At 46.5% G+C, this 22,924-nt stretch carries 4 protein-coding genes; all 4 read left to right on the top strand.

The features are described from left to right. Positions 1 to 8: 8 nt before the first annotated feature. A complete protein-coding gene (gene ppsC / locus ACFVP7_RS11385) occupies positions 9 to 7,676 on the top strand; it encodes a plipastatin non-ribosomal peptide synthetase PpsC (RefSeq protein ID WP_338734032.1) in 7,668 nt (2,555 codons plus the stop codon). 25 nt (positions 7,677 to 7,701) lie between these two features. Next, entirely contained in the window at positions 7,702 to 18,501 is a 10,800-nt protein-coding gene (gene ppsD / locus ACFVP7_RS11380; protein WP_338734030.1) for a plipastatin non-ribosomal peptide synthetase PpsD, read from the top strand. 7 nt (positions 18,502 to 18,508) lie between these two features. After that, the gene (gene ppsE / locus ACFVP7_RS11375; protein WP_396583264.1) at positions 18,509 to 22,348 is read left to right on the top strand and encodes a plipastatin non-ribosomal peptide synthetase PpsE; all 3,840 of its coding nucleotides are present in this window, start codon (positions 18,509 to 18,511) and stop codon (positions 22,346 to 22,348) included. Positions 22,349 to 22,457: 109 nt separating this feature from the next. Then, entirely contained in the window at positions 22,458 to 22,850 is a 393-nt protein-coding gene (locus tag ACFVP7_RS11370) for a DUF1360 domain-containing protein (protein ID WP_003231518.1), read from the top strand. Positions 22,851 to 22,924 lie beyond the last annotated feature (74 nt).

Below are 22,924 nucleotides of genomic sequence, written 5' to 3'. Positions count from 1 at the left end.
ATTCACTGATGCCGCAGCAACCCGAAATACAGGATATATACCCTTTGTCATTTATGCAGGAAGGGATGCTTTTTCACTCATTGTATGATGAACAGTCGAGAGCTTATTTTGAACAGGCTTCTTTTACAATCCATGGACAGCTCGACTTGGAGCGTTTCCAGAAAAGTATGGATGCTGTTTTTGACAGGTACGATATCTTTCGAACAGCATTCATCTATAAAAATGTAGCCAAACCTCGCCAAGTCGTGCTCAAGCAACGTCATTGCCATGTTCATGTTGAAGACATTTCTCATCTCAATGAAAGGGATAAAGAACATTGTACAGAGGCATTCAAAGAGCAGGATAAATCCAAAGGCTTCGATCTCCAAACGGATGTACTGATGAGAATATCTATTTTAAAATGGGCGCCTGATCATTATGTCTGTATCTGGAGCCACCATCATATTTTAATGGATGGCTGGTGTTTAGGCATCGTCATTAAAGACTTTCTCCATATTTATCAAGCGCTTGGAAAGGGGCAGTTTCCTGATTTGCCTCCCGTACAGCCGTACGGGACGTATATTAAATGGCTGATGCAGCAAGATCGTGAAGAAGCAGCTGAGTATTGGAAAAAGAGGCTTCAGCATTTCGAAAAAGCTTCGCCTCTGCCTAAAAGAACAGATCAAATGTCGGATGGGACATTACAGCAGATCACGTTTACCATTCCTGAAAAAGAAACCTCCGAATTACAGAAAATCGCTGCAGCATGTGGTGCGACACTTAACACTGTGTTCCAAGCTTTATGGGGAATCATGCTCCAAAAGTTCAATCGTCGCGACGATGCCGTATTCGGATCAGTTATATCAGGCAGACCTTCTGAGCTAAAAGATGTGGAAAACATGGTCGGACTTTTTATCAATACCATTCCTATTCGAGTCCAAAGTGATTTTCTGTCTTTTTCTGACCTAGTCAGCAGAATGCAAAAGGACATGACTGAGGCAGAAGCTTATAGTTACTTTCCCTTATATGATATTCAGGCGCAGAGCGCTCTTAAACAAGAGCTGATCGATCATATTATCGTCTTTGAAAATACACCTACTCAACAAGAGATTGAAGAGCTGAATCAAGCTGGATCATTTGATTTCTCCGTGAAAGATTTTGAGATGGAAGAGGTAACCAATTATAGATGCAGTGTCAAAGTAATCCCAGGGCGTACTTTGTACGTTCGGATTCATTTTCATACAGGCGCTTATCAACCAAATATGATGTCTGAGATAAAAGATTATTTACAGCACATGATCTCTGACGTCATCTCTGATCCATCTCTTCCTGTGTCAAAGATGACGTTGCTAGATGAGGACAAAACACGGAAAATCGTTTCTCAAAATAACAGGACAGTATCTGTTTCACCTGAAGCCCCAACCCTGCATGGGCTGTTTGAGCGACAGGCGGCAGTCACACCGGAGCGGCTGGCCATTCGCTTTTCCGGCGGTTTGCTGACGTACGCTGAGCTTGACTTGTATGCCAGTCGGCTGGCTGCGCACCTTGCGGCACGCGGCGTCACAAACGAAAGTATCGTCGGTGTCCTGTCTGAGCGGTCACCTGACATGCTGATCGCTGTCCTTGCTGTATTGAAGGCCGGAGGGGCGTATTTGCCGCTTGATTCTGCGTATCCAAAGGAGCGGCTGAGCTACATGCTGAAAGACAGCGGGGCATCGCTCTTGCTGACACAGCCGGGATGCTCCGCACCAAACTTTTCTGGCGAAATGCTTGAAGTGGACATGACATCTCTTGCGAGCGAAAAAGCAGAAAACCATGAGTTTACTCCAGCTGACGGCGGTTCACTCGCCTATGTCATCTATACATCGGGCTCTACCGGGCAGCCGAAAGGAGTGGCCGTTGAGCACCGTCAGGCTGTTTCTTTTCTGACCGGCATGCAGCACCAGTTTCCGCTTTCGGAAGATGACATTGTCATGGTGAAAACCTCTTTTTCCTTTGATGCGTCTGTCTGGCAGCTGTTTTGGTGGTCGCTTTCCGGCGCTTCGGCTTATCTGCTTCCGCCCGGCTGGGAGAAAGATCCGGCATTGATCGTAAAAGCCATTCATCAGGAAAACGTGACAACGGCTCATTTTATTCCGGCTATGCTGAACAGCTTTCTAGATCAAGCGGAAATGTTAGCGCTCGGTGACGGGACAAACCTAAAGCGTGTATTCGCCGGAGGTGAACCGCTTGCGCCGCGTACGGCAGCCCGTTTTGCTTCTATCTTGCCACAGGTCTCATTAATCCATGGTTACGGGCCGACAGAAGCAACGGTAGACGCGGCATTTTACGTGTTGGACCCAGAACGGGACAGGGACCGTTTGCGGATTCCGATTGGGAAGCCCGTACCCGGTGCGCGTTTGTATGTTTTAGATCCACATTTAGCCGTACAGCCTTCTGGTGTCGCCGGCGAACTGTACATTGCCGGAGCGGGTGTTGCCAGAGGTTATTTGAATCGGCCGGCATTAACGGAGGAGCGTTTTCTTAAGGACCCGTTTTACCCGGGTGAACGCATGTACAAAACCGGGGATGTGGCGCGCTGGCTCCCTGACGGGAATATTGAATTCCTCGGGCGCACGGATGATCAGGTGAAAATCCGCGGCTACCGGATTGAACCGGGAGAAATTGAAGCGGCACTAAGAAGCATAGAAGGCGTAAGGGAGGCGGCCGTTACCGTACGGACAGACAGCGGCGAGCCGGAATTATGCGCTTATGTAGAAGGGCTCGAAAGAAACGAAGTGCGGGCACAGCTTGAAAGACTGTTGCCGGGCTACATGGTCCCAGCCTATATGATAGAGATGGAACAGTGGCCGGTTACACCAAGCGGAAAGCTCGACCGAAACGCCCTGCCAGCTCTTAACGGAGCGGCAGATGCGGAGACCTACACGGCGCCGAGAAACGTGACTGAGATGAAGCTTTCTCAGCTGTGGGAGGACGTGCTGAAAAATGGCCCTGTCGGGATTCACGACAACTTTTTTGACCGCGGGGGACATTCCTTAAAAGCAACGGCGCTTGTCTCACGGATCTCAAAAGAATTCGATGTACAGGTGCCGCTAAAAGATGTGTTTGCCCATCCGACAGTAGAAGGGCTGGCGGCCGTTATCCGTGAAGGAACGGACAGTCCATATAAAGCGATAAAACCGGCTGAAAAACAGGAAACCTATCCGGTTTCCTCTGCCCAAAAGCGGATTTATGTCCTTCAGCAGCTGGAGGACGGAGGGACAGGCTACAATATGCCGGCTGTATTAGAGCTCGAAGGGAAGCTCAACCCTGAAAGGATGGACAGAGCTTTCAAAGAGCTGATCAAGCGCCACGAGTCGCTTCGGACCTCCTTCGAACAGGACGCAGGAGGCGATCCGGTGCAGCGCATCCATGACGAGGCGCCGTTTACGTTACAGACTACAGTTCTCGGCGCACGAACCGAACAGGAGGCCGCAGCCGCATTTATCAAACCGTTTGATCTCAGCCAAGCGCCGCTGTTCCGTGCCCAAATCGTAAAGGTATCAGATGAGCGGCACCTGTTGCTGGTTGATATGCATCACATCATTTCAGACGGTGTTTCCGTCAACATTCTGATTCGGGAATTCGGCGAACTGTACAATAATCGGAAGCTTCCGGCACTGCGCATTCAATATAAAGATTATGCCGTATGGCAAGAAGGATTCAAAACAGGAGATGCGTACAAAACGCAGGAAGAGTACTGGCTGAAGCAGCTCGAGGGCGAGCTGCCTGTGCTGGATCTTCCGGCTGATCATGCCCGCCCGCCTGTGCGAAGCTTCGCGGGTGACAAGGTCTCATTTACGCTGGAACCAGAGGTTGCATCAGGCCTTCACAAGCTGGCACGAGAAAACGGAAGCACACTGTACATGGTGCTCCTTGCGGCTTACACCGCGTTCTTGTCACGCTTAAGCGGACAGGAAGATATCATCGTCGGCTCGCCAATTGCCGGCCGGCCTCACAAGGATCTTGAGCCGATACTCGGCATGTTTGTGAACACGCTGGCGCTTCGGACGCGCCCGGAGGGCGGGAAGCCATTCGTACAGTATTTGCAGGAAGTGCGTGAGACAGCATTGGAAGCCTTTGAGCATCAGGATTACCCATTCGAAGAGCTTGTCGATAAGCTTGAATTGACACGGGATATGAGCCGAAATCCGCTGTTTGACGTAATGTTTGTTCTTCAAAACATGGATCAGGAATCGTTGGAGCTGGATGAACTTTGTCTCAAACCTGCAGCAAACAATGGGCATCAAACGTCCAAATTTGATTTAACCCTATATGCCCAGGAACAGCCCCACGGTTTGCTGACGTTCCAAATGGAGTTTAGTACTGACTTATATAAGAAAAAAACGATAGAAAAGTGGCTTCAATACTTCATCAATATGTTACTCTCCATCATCAAAGACAACAAAGCCGCTCTCGGAACAATAAATATCCTGAATGAGGATGAGACCCATTACCTTATCCACGAGCTCAATCGTACAAAAATAGATTATCCAAGAAATGAAACCATCAGCAGACTCTTTGAAATGCAGGCTGAACAAACGCCTAATGCTGTAGCAATTGTCAGCGACACCCAAGTATTTACTTACGAGGACCTGAACAGCTGGGCAAATCAAATTGCCTCAGTTCTACAGATTAAGGGCGTAGGGCCTGATAGTGTTGTAGCCTTGTTGACAGGCAGAACACCAGAACTCATTGCAGGAATGCTGGGCATTCTAAAAGCCGGGGGAGCCTATCTGCCTATTGCTTCTGATCTGCCTGTTGAACGAATAGCTTATATGCTGTCAGACAGCGGGGCGGCATTACTCCTTCAATCTGAAAAAACAGAAAAACAACTATTAGACATTGAATGTGAACAAATCATAATCGAAGATATTCAAAAGCAAGGAAAAACGAAGAACGTTGATTCTTCAGCAGGGCCACATTCACTCGCATATATCATTTATACTTCTGGATCAACCGGTAAACCAAAGGGTGTCATGATTGAGCAGCGAAGTGTAATTCGTCTTGTTAAAAACAGCAATTATATTACATTTACACCTGAAGACCGCCTTCTGATGACATCATCAATCGGTTTCGACGTTGGGTCATTTGAAATTTTCGGACCGCTGCTAAATGGTGCCGCTTTGCATCTGTCCGATCAACAAACATTTCTCGATTCCCATCAGCTTAAGAGGTACATAGAACATCAAGGAATCACAACGATTTGGCTGACATCTTCTCTATTCAATCATTTGACAGAACAAAATGAACAAACATTTTCACAGCTGAAACATTTGATTATAGGCGGAGAAGCTTTGTCGCCGAGCCACGTCAATCGAATCAGAAATGTCTGCCCTGAAGTATCTATATGGAATGGATATGGCCCTACCGAAAATACAACTTTTTCGACATGTCTTCACATTCAAAAAACATATGAACTTTCCATTCCGATCGGGCGGCCGGTTGGTAATTCCACCGCTTTTATCTTAAATCAATGGGGAGTGCTGCAGCCGGTCGGAGCTGTCGGTGAACTTTGTGTCGGCGGAGATGGCGTCGCCAGAGGATATTTGGGCCGTCCTGATTTAACGAAAGAGAAATTTGTCCCACATCCATTTGCACCTGGCGATCGACTGTATCGCACAGGTGATCTGGCGCGCTGGCTTCCTGATGGCACAATTGAGTACGTTGGGCGTATTGATGATCAAGTAAAAGTCAGAGGCTATCGGGTGGAGCTGGGTGAAATCGAATCAGCACTTCGTCAAATAGACGGGGTCAAAGAAGCCGCAGTGTTAGCACGTACAGCCCAGACCGGGAGCAAAGAGCTGTTTGGCTATATCAGCGTAAAAGCAGGCACGAATGCTGAACAAGTGCGTTCACTTCTCGCGCGTTCGCTGCCAAACTATATGATCCCGGCGTACATTATTGAAATGGAGACTCTTCCGCTCACATCAAACGGCAAATTGAACCGAAAAGCACTTCCTGAACCAAATTTCACATCTAAACAAACGTACGCTCCGCCTCGAAATGACCTTGAAGACCAACTTGTGTTGATCTGGCAGGAGGTTCTCGGCATCCAGAGGATCGGAATAGAGGATTCGTTTTTTGAATTGGGCGGAGATTCAATCAAAGCGCTTCAAGTTTCTGCACGCCTTGGGCGCTATGGGCTAAGCTTGCAGGTAAGTGATTTATTCCGTCATCCAAAGATAAAGGACTTATCACCATTTATCTGTAAGTCAGAGAGAATCATAGAGCAAGGATCCGTTCAGGGAGACGTTCCTTGGACGCCTGTTCAGCAATGGTTTTTTTCACAAGATATTGAAGAAAGACACCATTTCAATCAGTCTGTCATGCTATTCCATTCTGGACGTTTGTCTGAAAACGCCCTTAGACCAGCCTTGAAAAAACTGGCGGAGCATCATGATGCGCTTCGGATGGTTTATCGCAACGATGGCAAGCGATGGATTCAAATCAACCAAGGCATTCATGAGTCACAGCTATACAGCTTAAGAACCTCTGATCTTTCACAGTCAGAAAGCGGCTGGGAGACGCAAATCAAACAAGAAGTTGCAGATCTTCAGCAAAGCATCAATTTGCAGGAAGGGCCATTGTTGCACGCCGCTTTGTTTAAAACACTGACCGGAGATTACTTGTTCCTTGCGATCCATCACCTTGTCGTTGATGGTGTCTCATGGCGGATTTTGCTGGAGGATTTGTCAGCAGGATATCAACAAGCTGCTGCAGGCCAGACGATCCAGCTTCCGCCTAAAACGGATTCCTATCAGGAATACGCAAGACGCATACAGGAATATGCCCAAAGCAGTAAGCTGATTCGCGAAGAGGCGTATTGGCGAAGTGTAGAAGAACAACAAGCCGCAGAACTGCCATATGAAATACCGCATCATCTGAACATCGACTCCAGCAAAAGGGACTCATTAAGCTTTTCACTGACTGAAGCAGACACCGCCGTCTTGCTGCAAAACGTCAATTACGCCTATGGCACAGATACACAAGATATTCTGTTAACCGCAGCATCCTTGGCGATTTGTGAATGGACAGGAGGAAGTAAGCTCCGTATCGCTATGGAAGGACACGGGAGAGAACACATTCTGCCAGAGTTAGATATCAGCAGGACGGTCGGCTGGTTTACATCCATGTATCCGGCCCTCATAAGCTTTGAAAATCATAGGGATGAGCTCGGAACCGCAGTAAAAACCGTTAAAGATACACTGGGCCGGATACCAAACAAAGGGGTAGGTTACGGTATGCTGAAATACCTTACACACCCTGAAAATAAAAGCATTACGTTTTCAAAAACACCTGAAATCAGCTTTAACTATTTGGGCCAGTTCAACGACATCGAAAGACAGGACACCTTCCGCCCATCAAGCCTTGGTAGCGGAAAGGATATCACTCATACATGGAAGCGCGAGCAAATTATCGAGATGAGCGCAATGGCAGCAGACAAAAAGCTCCATTTCAATCTTAGTTATCCGCCAGCCCGCTTTCACAGAAACACAATGGAGCAGCTTATTAACAGGATTGAACACTTTTTGCTGGACATTATGAAACACTGCGCCGGTCAACAGAAAGCAGAAAAGACACTGAGCGATTTCAGCAGTCAATCATTAACGGCAGAGGACTTGGACAGCATATCCAGCTTGGTGGAAGAATTGTAGAAAATCGTGACAGGGAGACATGAACATGACAAAAGCGAATTCAATTCAGGATATTTATCCGCTGTCTTACATGCAGGAAGGGATGCTTTTCCATTCCCTCCTGCAAAAAGATTCACAGGCGTATGTTGAGCAAGCTTCTTTTACAATAGAAGGAAAAGTCAACCCGCAGTTTTTTCAAAACAGCATCAACGCTCTTATAGAAAGACATGATATTTTTAGAACGATTTTTATCAGCCAAAATGTTTCCTCCCCTCAGCAGGTTGTTCTGAGAGAACGAAATGTCATCGTACTGGAAGAAGACATTACTCATTTAAACGAGGCGGAGCAATCACAGTTTATCGAGCAATGGAAAGAAAAAGACCGGGACCGGGGGTTTCATTTGCAAAAGGATGTGCTCATGCGCATCGCTCTTATTCAAACAGGAGAGAGCCAGTACACTTGCATTTGGACCTTTCATCATATCATGATGGACGGTTGGTGCCTCAGCATTGTGCTAAAGGAGTTTCTGCATATTTACGCATCTTATGTAAATGCATCCCCAATAACATTGGAGCCGGTCCAGCCATACGGAAAGTATATCAAATGGCTGATGGAGCAAGACAAAGAGCAGGCGGTTTCTTATTGGGACCATTATCTTTCCGGCCACGAACAGCAAACCGTGCTCCCGAAGCAGAAAAAAACAAAGGGAAAAAGCAGGCAGGAACACGTTACATTTTCATTCTCTAAGGAAGAAAGCAGCAGGCTTTCAGAGCTTGCTGCTAGAGAAGAAGTGACACTCAGTACGATTTTTCATACCATTTGGGGCATTCTGCTACAAAAATATAATAATAACGATGACGCCGTATTCGGTTCTGTCATTTCAGGAAGACCCGCAGAAATCGAAGGCATTGAACATATGGTAGGTCTTTTCATTAATACGATGCCGGTTCGGGTGCAAGGGGCAAAAACGCCATTTCTTCAACTTATAAAAGATATGCAAAAAGACCGTCTTGCCGCTGAAGCGTACAGCTACCACCCTTTATATGAGATTCAATCCCGCTCAGCTGTTAAGCAAGGGCTGATTGATCATATTCTCGTATTTGAAAACTATCCGGTGCAGCAAGAGATTCAAATGCTGAACAAACAGGAACATGCTTCTGATCTTTTTCAGATTCATAATTTCACTGTCGCAGATGAAACCAACTACAGCTTTTATCTTATGGTGGCGCCAGGGGAAGAAATTCATATCAAAATGAACTATGATGCGGAGCAGCACGATCGGTCTTTTGTGCTCTCTGTCAAAGAGCATCTTCTGAATGCTGTATCACAAATCTTAAATAATCCGAATCTTCCACCTGAAGAAATCGATATCACGACAGATACTGAAAAGCGGCAGCTGATTGGAGAAATCACAGATCGAACACCAGTTTACGAAACCATCCATGCCATGTTTGAAAAGCAAGCGGAAAAGACACCAGATGCTCATGCTGTAATTGATCAAGCCTGCTCATTAACATACAGAGAACTGAATAAAGCGGCTAACAGATTGGCACGGCATTTACGAATGAAAGGCGTTGTGAGACAGGAACCCGTTGCGATTATGATGGAACGCTCTGCGGCGTTTATCACCGGCGTTCTTGGAATCTTAAAGGCAGGCGGCGCCATTGTTCCGGTTGATCCGCATTACCCGGCTGACAGAATCCGTTATATTCTGCATGATTGCGGCTGTTCGCATGTTGTTTCACAAGCGCACCTTTCCTCATCGTTAGAAGACAATTACATTATCACTCATCCAGAAGATATCGAAAGCAAAGTAGACGGCAGTAACATAAAGTCAGTCAACAATGCTGACGATCTGCTGTATATGATTTATACATCAGGCACAACAGGTAAACCAAAGGGTGTTCAATTTGAGCATCGAAACATGGCTAACTTGCTGAAGTTCGAATATACTCACTCCGGCATTGACTTTGAAGCAGATGTTCTGCAATTTGCTACACCTTCCTTCGACGTCTGCTATCAAGAAATATTTTCTGCGCTTCTGAAAGGCGGCACACTCCACATCGTGCCAGAAGCCATAAAAAGAGATGTGCCTCAGCTGTTTGCATTTATAAACAAGCATCAGACGAATATTGTGTTTCTCCCAACTGCTTTTATCAAAATGATTTTCAGCGAGCGAGAACTTGCGAACTCGTTTCCTGATGGCGTCAAACACCTGATCGCAGCCGGGGAACAATTAATGATTTCAGACCTTTTCCAAGATGTGTTGCGTGAACGCGGCATACACCTGCACAATCATTACGGACCTTCAGAAACTCATGTGGTATCTACGTATACCATTCATCCTGGAGACCCTATTCCTGAGCTTCCGCCAATCGGTAAACCGATAGGCTGTACTGATCTATATATTTTGAATCATCAAAAACAGCTTCAGCCATGCGGCGTACCAGGCGAACTCTATATTTCCGGCGCAAGTGTTGCCAGAGGATATGTCAATCACGATAAACTGACAAGCGACAAATTTTCATCCGATCCATTCAAGCCTGGTGTGATCATGTACCGGACAGGTGATTTGGCCAGACGGCTTGAAGACGGCAACATCGAATATATCGGACGGGCAGACAATCAAGTGAAAATCAGAGGTTATCGAATTGAGCCGCAAGAAATCGAAGTCACGTTAATGAATCACCCGGACATTAGTGAGGCTGCCATTCTCATCTGGCAAGATCAAAACGGTGAACATGAATTATGCGCTTACTATTGCAGTGTACAAAAGCTGAACGCAATAGATTTACGCAGTTATATGGCTAGTGAGCTCCCAGAATACATGATTCCGGCGAAATGGATATGGGTTGACAGCATACCTCTTACCCCAAACGGAAAAGTAGATCGCGCAGCACTTCCGGAGCCAGATGCTTCAATCAGCGGAAACCCATATACTGCCCCTCGAAATCTGTTAGAGGCAAAGCTTTCGCAACTATTTGAAGATGTGCTAAAGAATGGGCATATAGGCATCCAAGACAACTTTTTTGACAATGGCGGTCACTCGTTAAAAGCAACAGTGCTTATGTCACGGATCGCAAAGGAATTCCATGTGCAAGTTTCACTTAAGGACATCTTTGCTCATCCGACTGTTGAAGGATTAGCTTTAATTATTCGAGAGGCAGAACAAAATCTGTATGCAGCAATTGAACCAGCAGAAAAAAGGGATACATATCCTGTATCTTCGGCCCAAAAACGAATCTATGTGCTTCAACAGCTTGATGAGGGTGTCGCCTATAACATGCCTGCGGTCTTAGAACTGGAAGGTGCACTGGATGTCGCCAAACTGTCTGCTGTATGTAAAGAACTGATCAGTCGGCATGAGCCGCTTCGAACTTCCTTTGTACCCGGAGCTGATGACGAGCCGGTTCAGCGTATCCACACCGAAGTGCCGTTTACGTTAAGTAAAGAGACCACTATCGAGGGATTTGTCCGTCCCTTTGATTTCAGCCAGGCGCCATTATTTAGAGCAGGCCTTATAGAAGTGTCAAACGAGAAGCATGTATTGCTGGTGGATATGCACCATATCATTTCAGATGGTGTATCCGTTCAGCTCCTAATCCGAGAATTTACCGATCTTTATGCAAACCGGCAGCTTAAGCCATTGCGGATCCAATATAAAGATTACGCCGTATGGCAGCAGAAATTTAAAAAGGGAGACTCGTACCAAAAGCAGGAGACTTACTGGCAGCAGCAGTTTAGCGGGGATCTTCCTATACTGGAGCTTCCAACAGATAAACGACGTCCGGCAGAACGGCAATTCATAGGCGGAAAAGTAACCTTTCAATTGGACAAAGAGATCACGGCCCGCATAAAGCGGCTCGCCCATAAAAACAGAAGCACGCTTTATATGACGCTTCTCGCTTTGTATTCAGCCTTTTTGTCTCGGTTAAGCGGTCAGGATGATATCGTGATTGGTTCACCAATCGCCGGACGGCCCCATGCCGACCTTGAAGCTGTTCTTGGGATGTTCGTCAATACACTGGCTCTCCGCACACGCCCAGCGGGTAATAAGACATTTGAGGAATTTCTGAAAGAAGTCAGACAGACGGCATTAGAAGCGTATGAGCATCAGGATTACCCGTTTGAAGAGCTTGTGGACAAACTCGGTGTGCAGCGGGAAATGAGCCGGAATCCTTTGTTTGACACAACGCTAGTCCTTCAGAATATGGAACAGCAAAAGCTAAAAATGAATGATGTACAGCTTCAGTGGAACGACTTGGAGCACCCAATATCAAAATTTGATATTTCCCTATACGTTACAGAGCATGATTCCGAGCTTTTCTGTCAGTTTGAATACAGTACAGCTTTGTTTGAGAAAGAAACCATCCAAAGGTGGGCCAGCCTTTTCTCCACGCTTGTGGAACATACAGCTGCCAGCTCTGAAACAGAATTGGACGATATTCCAATCTTAACAAATGAAGAAGAGAGAGATTTCATTGAAGCATGCCATCCGTTTGAGGAGACGGGCTATTCAATGAATCAAACGCTCCACTATGCACTCGAACAGCAGGCAGCAAAAACGCCTGATCAGGCGGCCGTTATCTTCGAAGATGGAGCGATGACCTATAAAGAATTGAACGAACAGGCTAACCGTATCGCCTGGGAGCTGATTGGACGGGGGGTAAAACCCGAAACGACTGTTGCCATTATAGGAAAGCGTTCACCTGAAATGCTGCTTGGCATTTATGGCATTCTTAAAGCTGGCGGCGCTTATCTGCCCATCGACCCGGATTATCCGGAAGAACGAATCAGCTTTCTGCTGGAGGACAGCGGTACAAACATTCTCCTGCTTCAGTCTGCCAGCCTTCATATTCCGGCATTTACAGGAGAGATTATCTATCTCAATCAGACAAATAGCGGACTGGCACATCGTTTGTCCAATCCGAATGTGAACGTTCTCCCGCAATCTTTAGCCTATGTCATCTATACATCCGGCTCTACCGGGATGCCTAAGGGTGTTGAAATTGAACATCGATCAGCGGTGAATTTTTTGAATTCCCTACAGTCCCGCTATCAGCTAAAGCATTCAGATATGATTATGCACAAAACATCATATTCATTCGATGCTTCAATATGGGAGCTGTTTTGGTGGCCTTATGCCGGAGCTTCTGTTTATCTGCTTCCTCAGGGAGGCGAAAAAGAACCTGAAGTGATCGCAAAGGCCATAGAAGAACAAAAGATCACAGCTATGCATTTTGTGCCTTCAATGCTCCATGCATTTTTAGAACATATAAAATATCGCTCTGTACCGATTAAGACAAACAGACTCAAGCGAGTGTTTTCTGGAGGAGAACAGCTGGGGACCCATCTTGTCTCCCGATTTTACGAGTTGCTTCCAAATGTTTCAATATCCAATTCCTATGGGCCAACGGAAGCAACCGTAGAAGCTGCATTCTTTGATTGTCCGCCGCAAGAAAAACTTGAACGGATTCCAATTGGAAAACCTGTTCATCATGTCAGATTGTATATCCTGAATCAGAATCAGCGGATGCTGCCAGCTGGATGTATCGGAGAACTGTACATTGCCGGAGCGGGTGTTGCCAGAGGTTATTTGAATCGGCCGGCATTGACGGAGGAGCGTTTTCTAGAAGACCCGTTTTACCCGGGGGAACGCATGTACAAAACCGGAGATGTGGCGCGCTGGCTCCCTGACGGGAATATTGAATTCCTCGGACGCATGGATGATCAGGTGAAAATCCGCGGCTACCGGATTGAGCCGGGAGAGATTGAAGCGGCACTAAGAAGCATAGAAGGCGTAAGGGAGGCGGCTGTTACCGTACGGACAGACAGCGGGGAGCCGGAATTATGCGCTTATGTAGAAGGGCTCCAAAGAAACGAAGTCCGAGCGCAGCTTGAGAGCCTGTTGCCGGGCTACATGGTCCCAGCCTATATGATAGAAATGGAACAGTGGCCGGTTACACCAAGCGGAAAGCTCGACCGAAACGCCCTGCCAGCTCCTGGCGGAGCGGCAGATGCGGAGACCTACACGGCGCCGAGAAACGTGACTGAGATGAAGCTTTCTCAGCTGTGGGAGGACGTGCTGAAAAATGGCCCTGTCGGGATTCACGATAACTTTTTTGACCGCGGGGGGCATTCCTTAAAAGCAACGGCGCTTGTCTCACGGATCGCCAAAGAATTCGATGTACAGATGCCGCTAAAAGATGTGTTTGCCCATCCGACGGTAGAAGGACTGGCTACCGTTATCCGTGAAGGAACGGACAGTCCATATGAAGCGATTAAGCCCACTGAAAAACAGGAAACCTATCCGGTTTCCTCTGCCCAAAAGCGGATTTATGTCCTTCAGCAGCTGGAGGACGGAGGGACAGGCTACAATATGCCGGCTGTGTTAGAGCTCGAAGGGAAGCTCAACCCTGAAAGGATGGACAGAGCTTTCAAAGAGCTGATCAAGCGCCACGAGTCGCTTCGTACCTCCTTCGAACAGGACGCAGGAGGCGATCCGGTGCAGCGCATCCATGACGAGGTGCCGTTTACGTTACAGACTACAGTTCTCGGCGAACGAACCGAACAGGAGGCCGCTGCCGCATTTATCAAACCGTTTGATCTCAGCCAAGCGCCGCTGTTCCGTGCCCAATTCGTAAAGGTATCAGATGAGCGGCACCTGTTGCTGGTTGATATGCATCACATCATTTCAGACGGTGTTTCCGTCAACATTCTGATTCGGGAATTCGGCGAGCTGTACAATAATCGGAAGCTTCCGGCGCTGCGCATTCAATATAAAGATTATGCCGTATGGCAAGAAGGATTCAAAACAGGAGACGCGTACAAAACGCAAGAGGCGTACTGGCTGAAGCAGCTCGAAGGCGAGCTGCCTGTGCTGGATCTTCCGGCTGATCATGCCCGCCCGCCTGTACGAAGCTTCGCGGGTGACAAGGTATCATTTACGCTGGATCAAGAGGTTGCATCAGGCCTTCATAAGCTGGCACGAGAAAACGGAAGCACACTGTACATGGTGCTCCTTGCGGCTTACACCGCGTTCTTGTCACGCTTAAGCGGACAGGAAGATATCATCGTCGGCTCGCCAATTGCCGGCCGGCCGCACAAGGATCTTGAGCCGATACTCGGCATGTTTGTGAACACGCTGGCGCTTCGGACGCGCCCGGAGGGCGGGAAGCCATTCGTACAGTATTTGCAGGAAGTGCGTGAGACAGCATTGGAAGCCTTTGAGCACCAGGATTACCCGTTCGAAGAGCTTGTCGATAAGCTTGAATTGACACGGGATATGAGCCGGAACCCAGTGTTTGATGCGATGTTAGTTGTTCAAAATAATGATTACGAGCCATTGCATCTTCATGATTTGCAAATGAAGCCGGCACAAGTTTCTCATCTCGTTTCTAAATTTGATTTGACACTACAGGCATCTGAAGGCGACGGAAACATTCATTTCCTTTTTGAATATTCAACCGCATTGTTCGAGAAAACCACCATTGAACGCTGGGCATCGCATTTAACAAATGTACTTAGCATCATCGGCAAAAACCCGGAGGTGACACTCAACCATATCGACATCCTGACCCAAGAAGAGCGGCACCAGCTGCTTAATGAGTTTAACACCGGGCAAGCGAATCAATACGGAGTTCAAACAATCAGTCAACTGTTTGAGCAGCAAGCTGCACGAACACCAAAAGCTTCTGCACTTGTCAGCGGAGACAAAACACTCACTTATCAGGAGCTTGACGAGTGGTCCAATGGAATCGCACGTGCATTGCGCAGCCGAGGTGTTAAGCCGGACACACCAGTAGGCATCATGATGCATCGTTCGTTCAGTATGATAGCATCCATACTTGGTGTGTGGAAAGCCGGAGGCTGTTACGTTCCCATCGATCCTGAATACCCGACAGAACGGAAACGCTATATCCTTAGCGACAGCGGAACGAAACTGCTGATGACAATAAATGAAGCGGATCGGGAAGCACTTGCTGACTTTGAAGGAGAGATCTTAGCGATAGAAAGTGTAGAGGCAGACGACAAATCGCCGCTGCCGCAAATGTCGTCTGCCCATCATTTGGCTTATATCATTTATACCTCTGGAACGACTGGCCATCCAAAAGGGGTAATGGTCGAGCATAAAGGTATTGCCAACACTCTTCAGTGGCGGCGAAACGCTTATGCATTCAACGAGACAGATACCATTCTGCAGCTCTTTTCTTTCTCATTTGACGGCTTTTTAACTAGTATGTTTACACCGCTTTTGTCAGGTGCAAAAGCCGTTTTGCTTCATGAAGAGGAAGCGAAGGATATTCTGGCCATTAAGCATCAGCTGTCTTGTCAGCGGATTACACATATGATTATTGTGCCTGTTTTATATCGAGCGCTTTTGGACGTAGTGCAGCCGGAAGATGTAAAGACACTTAGAGTCGTCACACTGGCAGGAGAAGCAGCTGACCGCGAATTGATCGACCGCAGCTTAGCTATATGTCCGCATACCGAACTCGCCAACGAATATGGACCGACAGAAAACAGCGTGGCGACTACCGTCATGAGACATATGGAAAAGCAGGCATACGTAAGCATCGGCCAGCCGATTGACGGGACTCAAGTGCTGATTTTAAATAGCAATCATCAGCTTCAGCCAATCGGTGTTGCGGGAGAGCTTTGTATAGCAGGAACAGGGCTTGCAAGAGGGTACGTCAATCTTCCAGAACTGACAGAGAGAGCATTCATGCAGAATCCATTTAAACCCGAAACACGAATGTACCGAACAGGAGACGCCGCCAGATGGATGGCCGACGGTACACTCGAATATCTCGGAAGAATCGATGATCAAGTCAAAATCAGAGGATACCGTGTAGAAACGAAAGAAATTGAATCGGTCATCCGGTGTATAAATGGTGTAAAAGACGCCGCAGTAGTTGCTCATGTAACAGCGTCAGGACAAACCGAATTAAGTGCTTATGTGGTGGCAAAACCAGAGTTGAGCACAAATGCTGTACGCTCAGAATTACAAAACAAGCTGCCGGTGTTTATGCACCCTGCGTTTATTGAAAAACTGGACTCACTTCCATTGTCACCAAACGGCAAGCTGGATCGCGGAGCACTTCCAAAACCTGTATACAACCACGAAGGTGAACGTCCATTCCTCCCGCCAGCCAGCAAAATGGAACAAATACTGGCAGATATATGGAAAGAAGTACTGGGGGCAGAAAAGATCGGAACAGATGATTCGTTCTTTGAACTTGGCGGAGATTCAATCAAAGCGTTACAGGTATCTGCGCGGCTTCACCGGTTAGGCAAGCAAATGGCAGTGAAAGATTTGTTTAGCCATCCGACCATTCAAGAATTGGCAGCTTATATCCGTGATTCAGATACAAGTTCCAGCCAAGCTGCGGTTGAGGGAGACGTACAATGGTCGCCTGTTCAAAAATGGTTTCTTTCTCAAGATATAAAAGAAAAACACCATTTTAATCAGTCCGTAATGCTGCATCGAAGCACCTCTGTACAAGAAGACGCACTGCGCAAAACGTTAAAAGCAATAACGTGTCATCATGATGCGCTGCGAATGGTGTTTACACAGAATGAACAAGGAAAGTGGGATCAATATAATCGGCCGCTCAGTCATTCGGACGACGCGTTGTACGGCCTTCAGATGATTGATTTATGCACTGATGGAAATAGACCGTATGAACCTCTTATCAAGCGCCATGTACTTGATATTCAGCAGAAAATGGATTTGAAGAATGGTCCGCTGCTGCAAGCCGGTCTTTTCCACACAATTGACGGTGATTTCTTATTTTTATCGGCTCATCACCTCGTCGTTGACGGCATTTCATGGCGGGTTCTGCTTGAAGATTTGGCTTTAGGGTATCGCCAAGCTGCAGGCGGGGAGGATATCAAACTGCCGCCTAAAACAAGCTCATTTAAAGCGTATACGAAAAAGCTCTCTGACTACGCTGAAAGCCAGCAGCTCATGAAACAGTTCAAGTATTGGCGCGAAGCCGAAGAGTATCAAACAGAGGCATTGCCTTTTGATCACATCGATGGAACTAGAGCACACGAGGGACAACGGTCCACGATTTCGTTTACCTTAAACGAGAAAGAGACAGCAGCACTCTTAAAAAACGCCAACAGCGCATATAACACTGATACGCAGGACATGCTGCTCGCTTCTGTCATTCTTGCGCTGCGCCATTGGACCAATCAATCCGCCTTCAAACTATCATTAGAGGGCCACGGGCGAGAGGATGTATTAGAAGGAATAGATGTGAGCCGGACGGTTGGATGGTTTACCGCCATTTATCCGTTATTGGTTAAATTGAACGCAGACTTGCCAGATTCGGAAGAATACATGGTTCATGTGCTAAAAACAACAAAAGATACACTGAGACGTGTACCTGACAAAGGATTCGGCTACGGTGTCATCAAATATTTGACGCCTCCTGGCAAAAAAGACATCAATTTCACAGGTGCACCAGAAATCAGCTTTAATTATCTTGGTCAATTTGAAAGCGGCCGCTCAGCTGAAGTACCTGAGGAGGACGCCTTCTCATTCTCTCCGCTTGGTGCCGGAGGTGATATCAGCACAACATGGAACCGTGAACAGTCGCTGGATATCAGCGCAATCGCTGCAGAAGGAAAATTGACTGTCAATATGACTTATGACAATGCCCGCTTTCAGCGCAAAACCATCGAACAGCTTAGCGAAACATGCCGTCAATTTTTATTACAGCTGATCGAACACTGCCAGAACAAAAGAGAAACAGAAAAGACGATCAGTGATTTTGATGATCAAGAACTAACCGAGGACGCGCTGCAAGAGATTGCTGATATGCTCAGTTTTCACTAATGAAACCGTGAAGAAAGGTGCAGACACTATGGATAACATCAAAAAAATCAAGAACATTTATCCTCTGAGTCATATGCAGGAGGGAATGCTGTTTCATTCCTTCCTCCGTAAAGAGGAGGGGGCGTATGTCGAGCAGTCGCTCTTCACCATTAAAGGAAGCCTCAGCTATGACTGGTTCCAGCGCAGCATTCAAGCCATTATCGACCGCCATGATATTTTCAGAACCGTGTTTTTGCCGCACGTCCCGCATTTGTCGGGACCTCGGCAAGTCGTGATGACAGAACGTGAATTCCATTTGTACAGCGAAGACATTTCCCATCTGCCAACAAACGACCAGAATGAGTATATTGAACGCTTTAAAGAGAAGGACAAGCAAAAAGGCTTTGATCTGCAAAAAGACATGCTGATGCGGATTTCTCTGTTCAAAACAGCTGAAGATGAGCATGTCTGTCTTTGGAGTCACCATCACATTTTAATGGACGGATGGTGCCTAGGTATCGTTATGCAGGAATTTATGCAAATTTATCAATCGATTCATGCAGGAAAACCGCTTTCATTAGACCCTGTCCGTCCGTACAGCACCTATATTTCATGGCTGACAAACCGAGACAAAGAAAAAGCAGCGGCCTACTGGGATACCTATTTAAAAAACTACAGCACTCCATCACCTCTGCCTCGTGTGTCTGATAAAGAAACAAAAGAAGGTTATCACCGTGAAGATTTGATATTTTCATTAAATAAACCACTGACAGACAAGCTGAAAGAGACTGCCAAACAACACGGCGTCACGCTCGCTACCCTTATTCAGGCAGTCTGGGGTGTGATGCTGCAGCAATATAACCGCACAGACGACGTTGTGTTTGGCGCAGTTGTATCAGGAAGACCGTCAGAAATCCCAGGCGTGGAGCAAATGATAGGGTTGTTTATCAATACCATACCGATTCGAATTAAAACACACCAAGACGAAACGTTTCACGAGCTGCTCATACGCTGCCAGAAAGAAATGCTGGAAGCTGAGCCGTTTACCTGCCAGCCTTTATTTGATATTCAGGCAAACACCGCATTAAAACAGGAACTGATTGATCACATTATCGTCTTTGAAAACTATCCGTTACAGCAGAAAATCGCCGATTCCGCTGATCAAACCGATTCACCGCTGCAAATCGATCAAGTTCAAGTATCCGAGCAATCAGGATATAACTTTAATCTTGTCGTTGCTCCCGGCGAAGAGCTTGTCATCAAGTTCAGCTATAATGCATTCGTTTACGATGCTGCCTGGATCAGCTGTATCAAGAGGCAATTTACGCAAGCGCTTAGCACAGCTGCACAGCACCCTCATATGCCAATTGCTGATTTTTCTTTTCTTGATGCAACAGAAAAAGAGCAGATTGTCACACAGTTCAACAATACAAAAACGGAGTATCCAAAGAATCATACAATTATCGATTTATTTCGCGAACAAGCAGAAAAGACGCCAGACCATACCGCACTTGTGTATGGCAATATGTCTATTTCGTATAAAGAGCTTGATAAACGCTCTAATGTGCTCGCCAGAGAGTTAATTCAAAAGGGATTTCGGAAAAACGAGACAGCCGGAATATTGGCTGCACATTCTCCCGAATTCATGATCAGTGTGCTTGCCGTATTAAAAGCAGGGGGAGCATACCTCCCGCTTGATGCGGAGCTTCCGCCTGAACGAGTCAGCTTTATGCTTGAGGAAACGCAGGCAAAAATGCTGATTGTTCAAAAGGGATTGGAGCAAAACGCTGCGTTCTCAGGAACATGTATCATTTCAGATGCGCAGGGATTGATGGAAGAGAACGATATCCCTAATAATATCAGCTCCAGCCCGGATGATCTTGCGTACATCATGTATACCTCAGGATCAACAGGCCGGCCGAAAGGGGTCATGATCACGAATCGCAATGTCGTGTCCCTTGTCAGAAACAGCAATTACACGTCTGCGTCCGGTGATGACCGGTTTATTATGACTGGATCTATCAGCTTTGACGCCGTCACCTTTGAAATGTTCGGGGCACTTTTAAATGGCGCAAGCCTTCATATCATTGATAAATCGACAATGCTGACACCTGATCGGTTTGGAGCGTATTTGCTTGAAAATGACATCACAGTGCTATTTTTAACGACAGCTCTTTTTAATCAGCTGGCACAGGTACGAGCTGACATGTTTCGCGGACTCCATACGTTATATGTCGGAGGAGAAGCACTTTCGCCTGCTCTGATGAATGCTGTCAGGCACGCCTGCCCAGATCTCGCGCTTCATAATATTTACGGGCCAACGGAAAACACAACATTTTCAACCTTTTTTGAAATGAAGAGAGACTATGCGGGGCCGATTCCGATTGGAAAACCAATCAGCAATAGCACCGCTTACATCTTAGATACAAAAGGACGTCTTTTGCCAATAGGCGTTCCCGGCGAGCTTTGTGTTGGCGGTGATGGAGTCGCTAAAGGCTATTTGAACAGAGAAGATCTGACAAATGCTGTGTTTTCTCCTCATCCTTTCTTGCCTGGAGAAAGAATTTACCGTACTGGTGATTTGGCGCGCTGGCTGCCTGATGGAAACTTAGAATACATCAGCAGAATTGACAGGCAAATGAAAATCCGCGGAAAACGAATTGAGCCTGCCGAAATAGAAGCGCGCCTGTTAGAAATGGAAGGCGTTCAAGAAGCAGCCGTGACATTGAGAGAAAAAGATGGAGAGGCGCAGCTGTACACTCATTACGTCGGTGATCACAAAAAAACAGATACGGATTTTCGCACCGATTTGGCGCGTGTGCTTCCAGACTATATGATCCCGCAGCACTGGGTGCGTGTGGAACGGATGCCGCTTACCGGAAACGGAAAAATAGACCGCAGCGCGCTGCCTATTCCAGAAAATAAGCCTGCCAAACGACAGGACATCATATTGCCAAGAAACTTGGTTGAAGAAGAATTAGCGAACATTTGGAAGCAAGTCCTCGGTGTTAACACAATCAGTATTGATGATGACTTCTTTGCTATTGGCGGACATTCACTAAAAGCACTGCAAGTCATACATACACTAAAACATCAGCAGAACATTGACATACCGATTGATTTCTTGTTCGAACATCCGACAATCTCTCAGCTTGCCGAAAAACTTTATTCTAAACAGCTGAGAGCGGCAGATGAACAGCATGTGATCAAACTGAACCAGCACGGCGCGCAAAATCTTTTCTGCTTCCCGCCGATATCTGGATTTGGCATTTATTTTAAAGATCTTGCTTTATTGCTGAATGAGAAGGCAGCCGTATACGGGTTTCACTTTATTGAACAAGACACCCGCATTGAACAATATGTTAATTGCATGACGGACATACAGCCTGAGGGCCCATACGTTTTATTAGGCTACTCTGCAGGCGGAAACCTGGCTTTTGAAGTGGCACAGGCTATGGAGCGCAAAGGATTGGAAGTCAGCGACTTCATTATCGTGGACGCTTATCTAAAAGAACAGCCTTTGCCTATCGATACCGGGAATGACGAATCTGCAGCATATCTGCCTGAAGCAGTCAGAGAAAAGGTGATGAAGAAAAAAAGAAACTATCAGGAATATTGGGCACAATTGCTGAATGAAGGGCACATCAAAGCAAGCATTCATTTCATCGAAGCTGGAATCCACCCCGAAACCAGCGAGAATACAGGCTTAACGAAATGGGAAGGCGCCTGTGGAAATTATAGTGAGTACACGGGTTTTGGCGCTCATAAAGACATGCTGGAAGGAACATATGCTGAAAAGAATGCTGACATCATCCTCGACATTTTAGAAAAGATCACTTCAAATCAAGTAATACTGCACAAACGATAAAGCGGATTAGCGGACAGAGGCCATTCTCTGTCCGTCTTTCTTTTTGTATCAAGAATGGATAAGGGACACTTGGGAATGATAACATCATCCTTTTCTTGGAGGCTTCTCAATGGACCGTCTTTCTTTTCTAACTTTTATCATGCTGATTCTAGCCAGTTACAGGCTGACACATTTGATTGTATTCGACAAAATCACAGAATTTATCCGAAAACCTTTTATGAAAAAGAAAAGGATTGTTGATCAAAACGGGCATGTAGATGAAAAAAGCGTGCCGGCTTCTAACTTTGGATACATGCTCAATTGCTACTGGTGTGCCGGTGTTTGGTGTGCCATCTTGATCGGACTTGGCTATCTTTTTTTGCCTCGTATTGCAATACCGCTGATCTTTATTTTAGCCATTGCCGGAGCACAAGCGATCCTTGAAACGGCTGTCGGTGTCGGCGTAAAACTTATTGATGTGTTAAAAAGTCTGCAAACCATGATGAATGATAAAAAGTCCTAAAAGCGGTTCACAACATGCTTTAGGACTTTTTTCGTTTATTTAGTGAGATAGACATTCTGTTAATCACCCTTTTA

The organism is Bacillus sp. SG20033, from assembly GCF_044570195.1.
Classification (GTDB): domain Bacteria; phylum Bacillota; class Bacilli; order Bacillales; family Bacillaceae; genus Bacillus; species Bacillus subtilis.
This window is presented reverse-complemented; position numbering and strand designations above follow the sequence as displayed.

Bases quoted from the DNA above. Each gene is read 5' to 3' on its own strand.
- ppsD (WP_338734030.1), top strand. From the start codon at position 7,702: ATGACAAAAGCGAATTCAATTCAGGATATTTATCCGCTGTCTTACATG.
- ACFVP7_RS11370 (WP_003231518.1), top strand. From the start codon at position 22,458: ATGGACCGTCTTTCTTTTCTAACTTTTATCATGCTGATTCTAGCCAGT.
- ppsC (WP_338734032.1), top strand. From the start codon at position 9: ATGCCGCAGCAACCCGAAATACAGGATATATACCCTTTGTCATTTATG.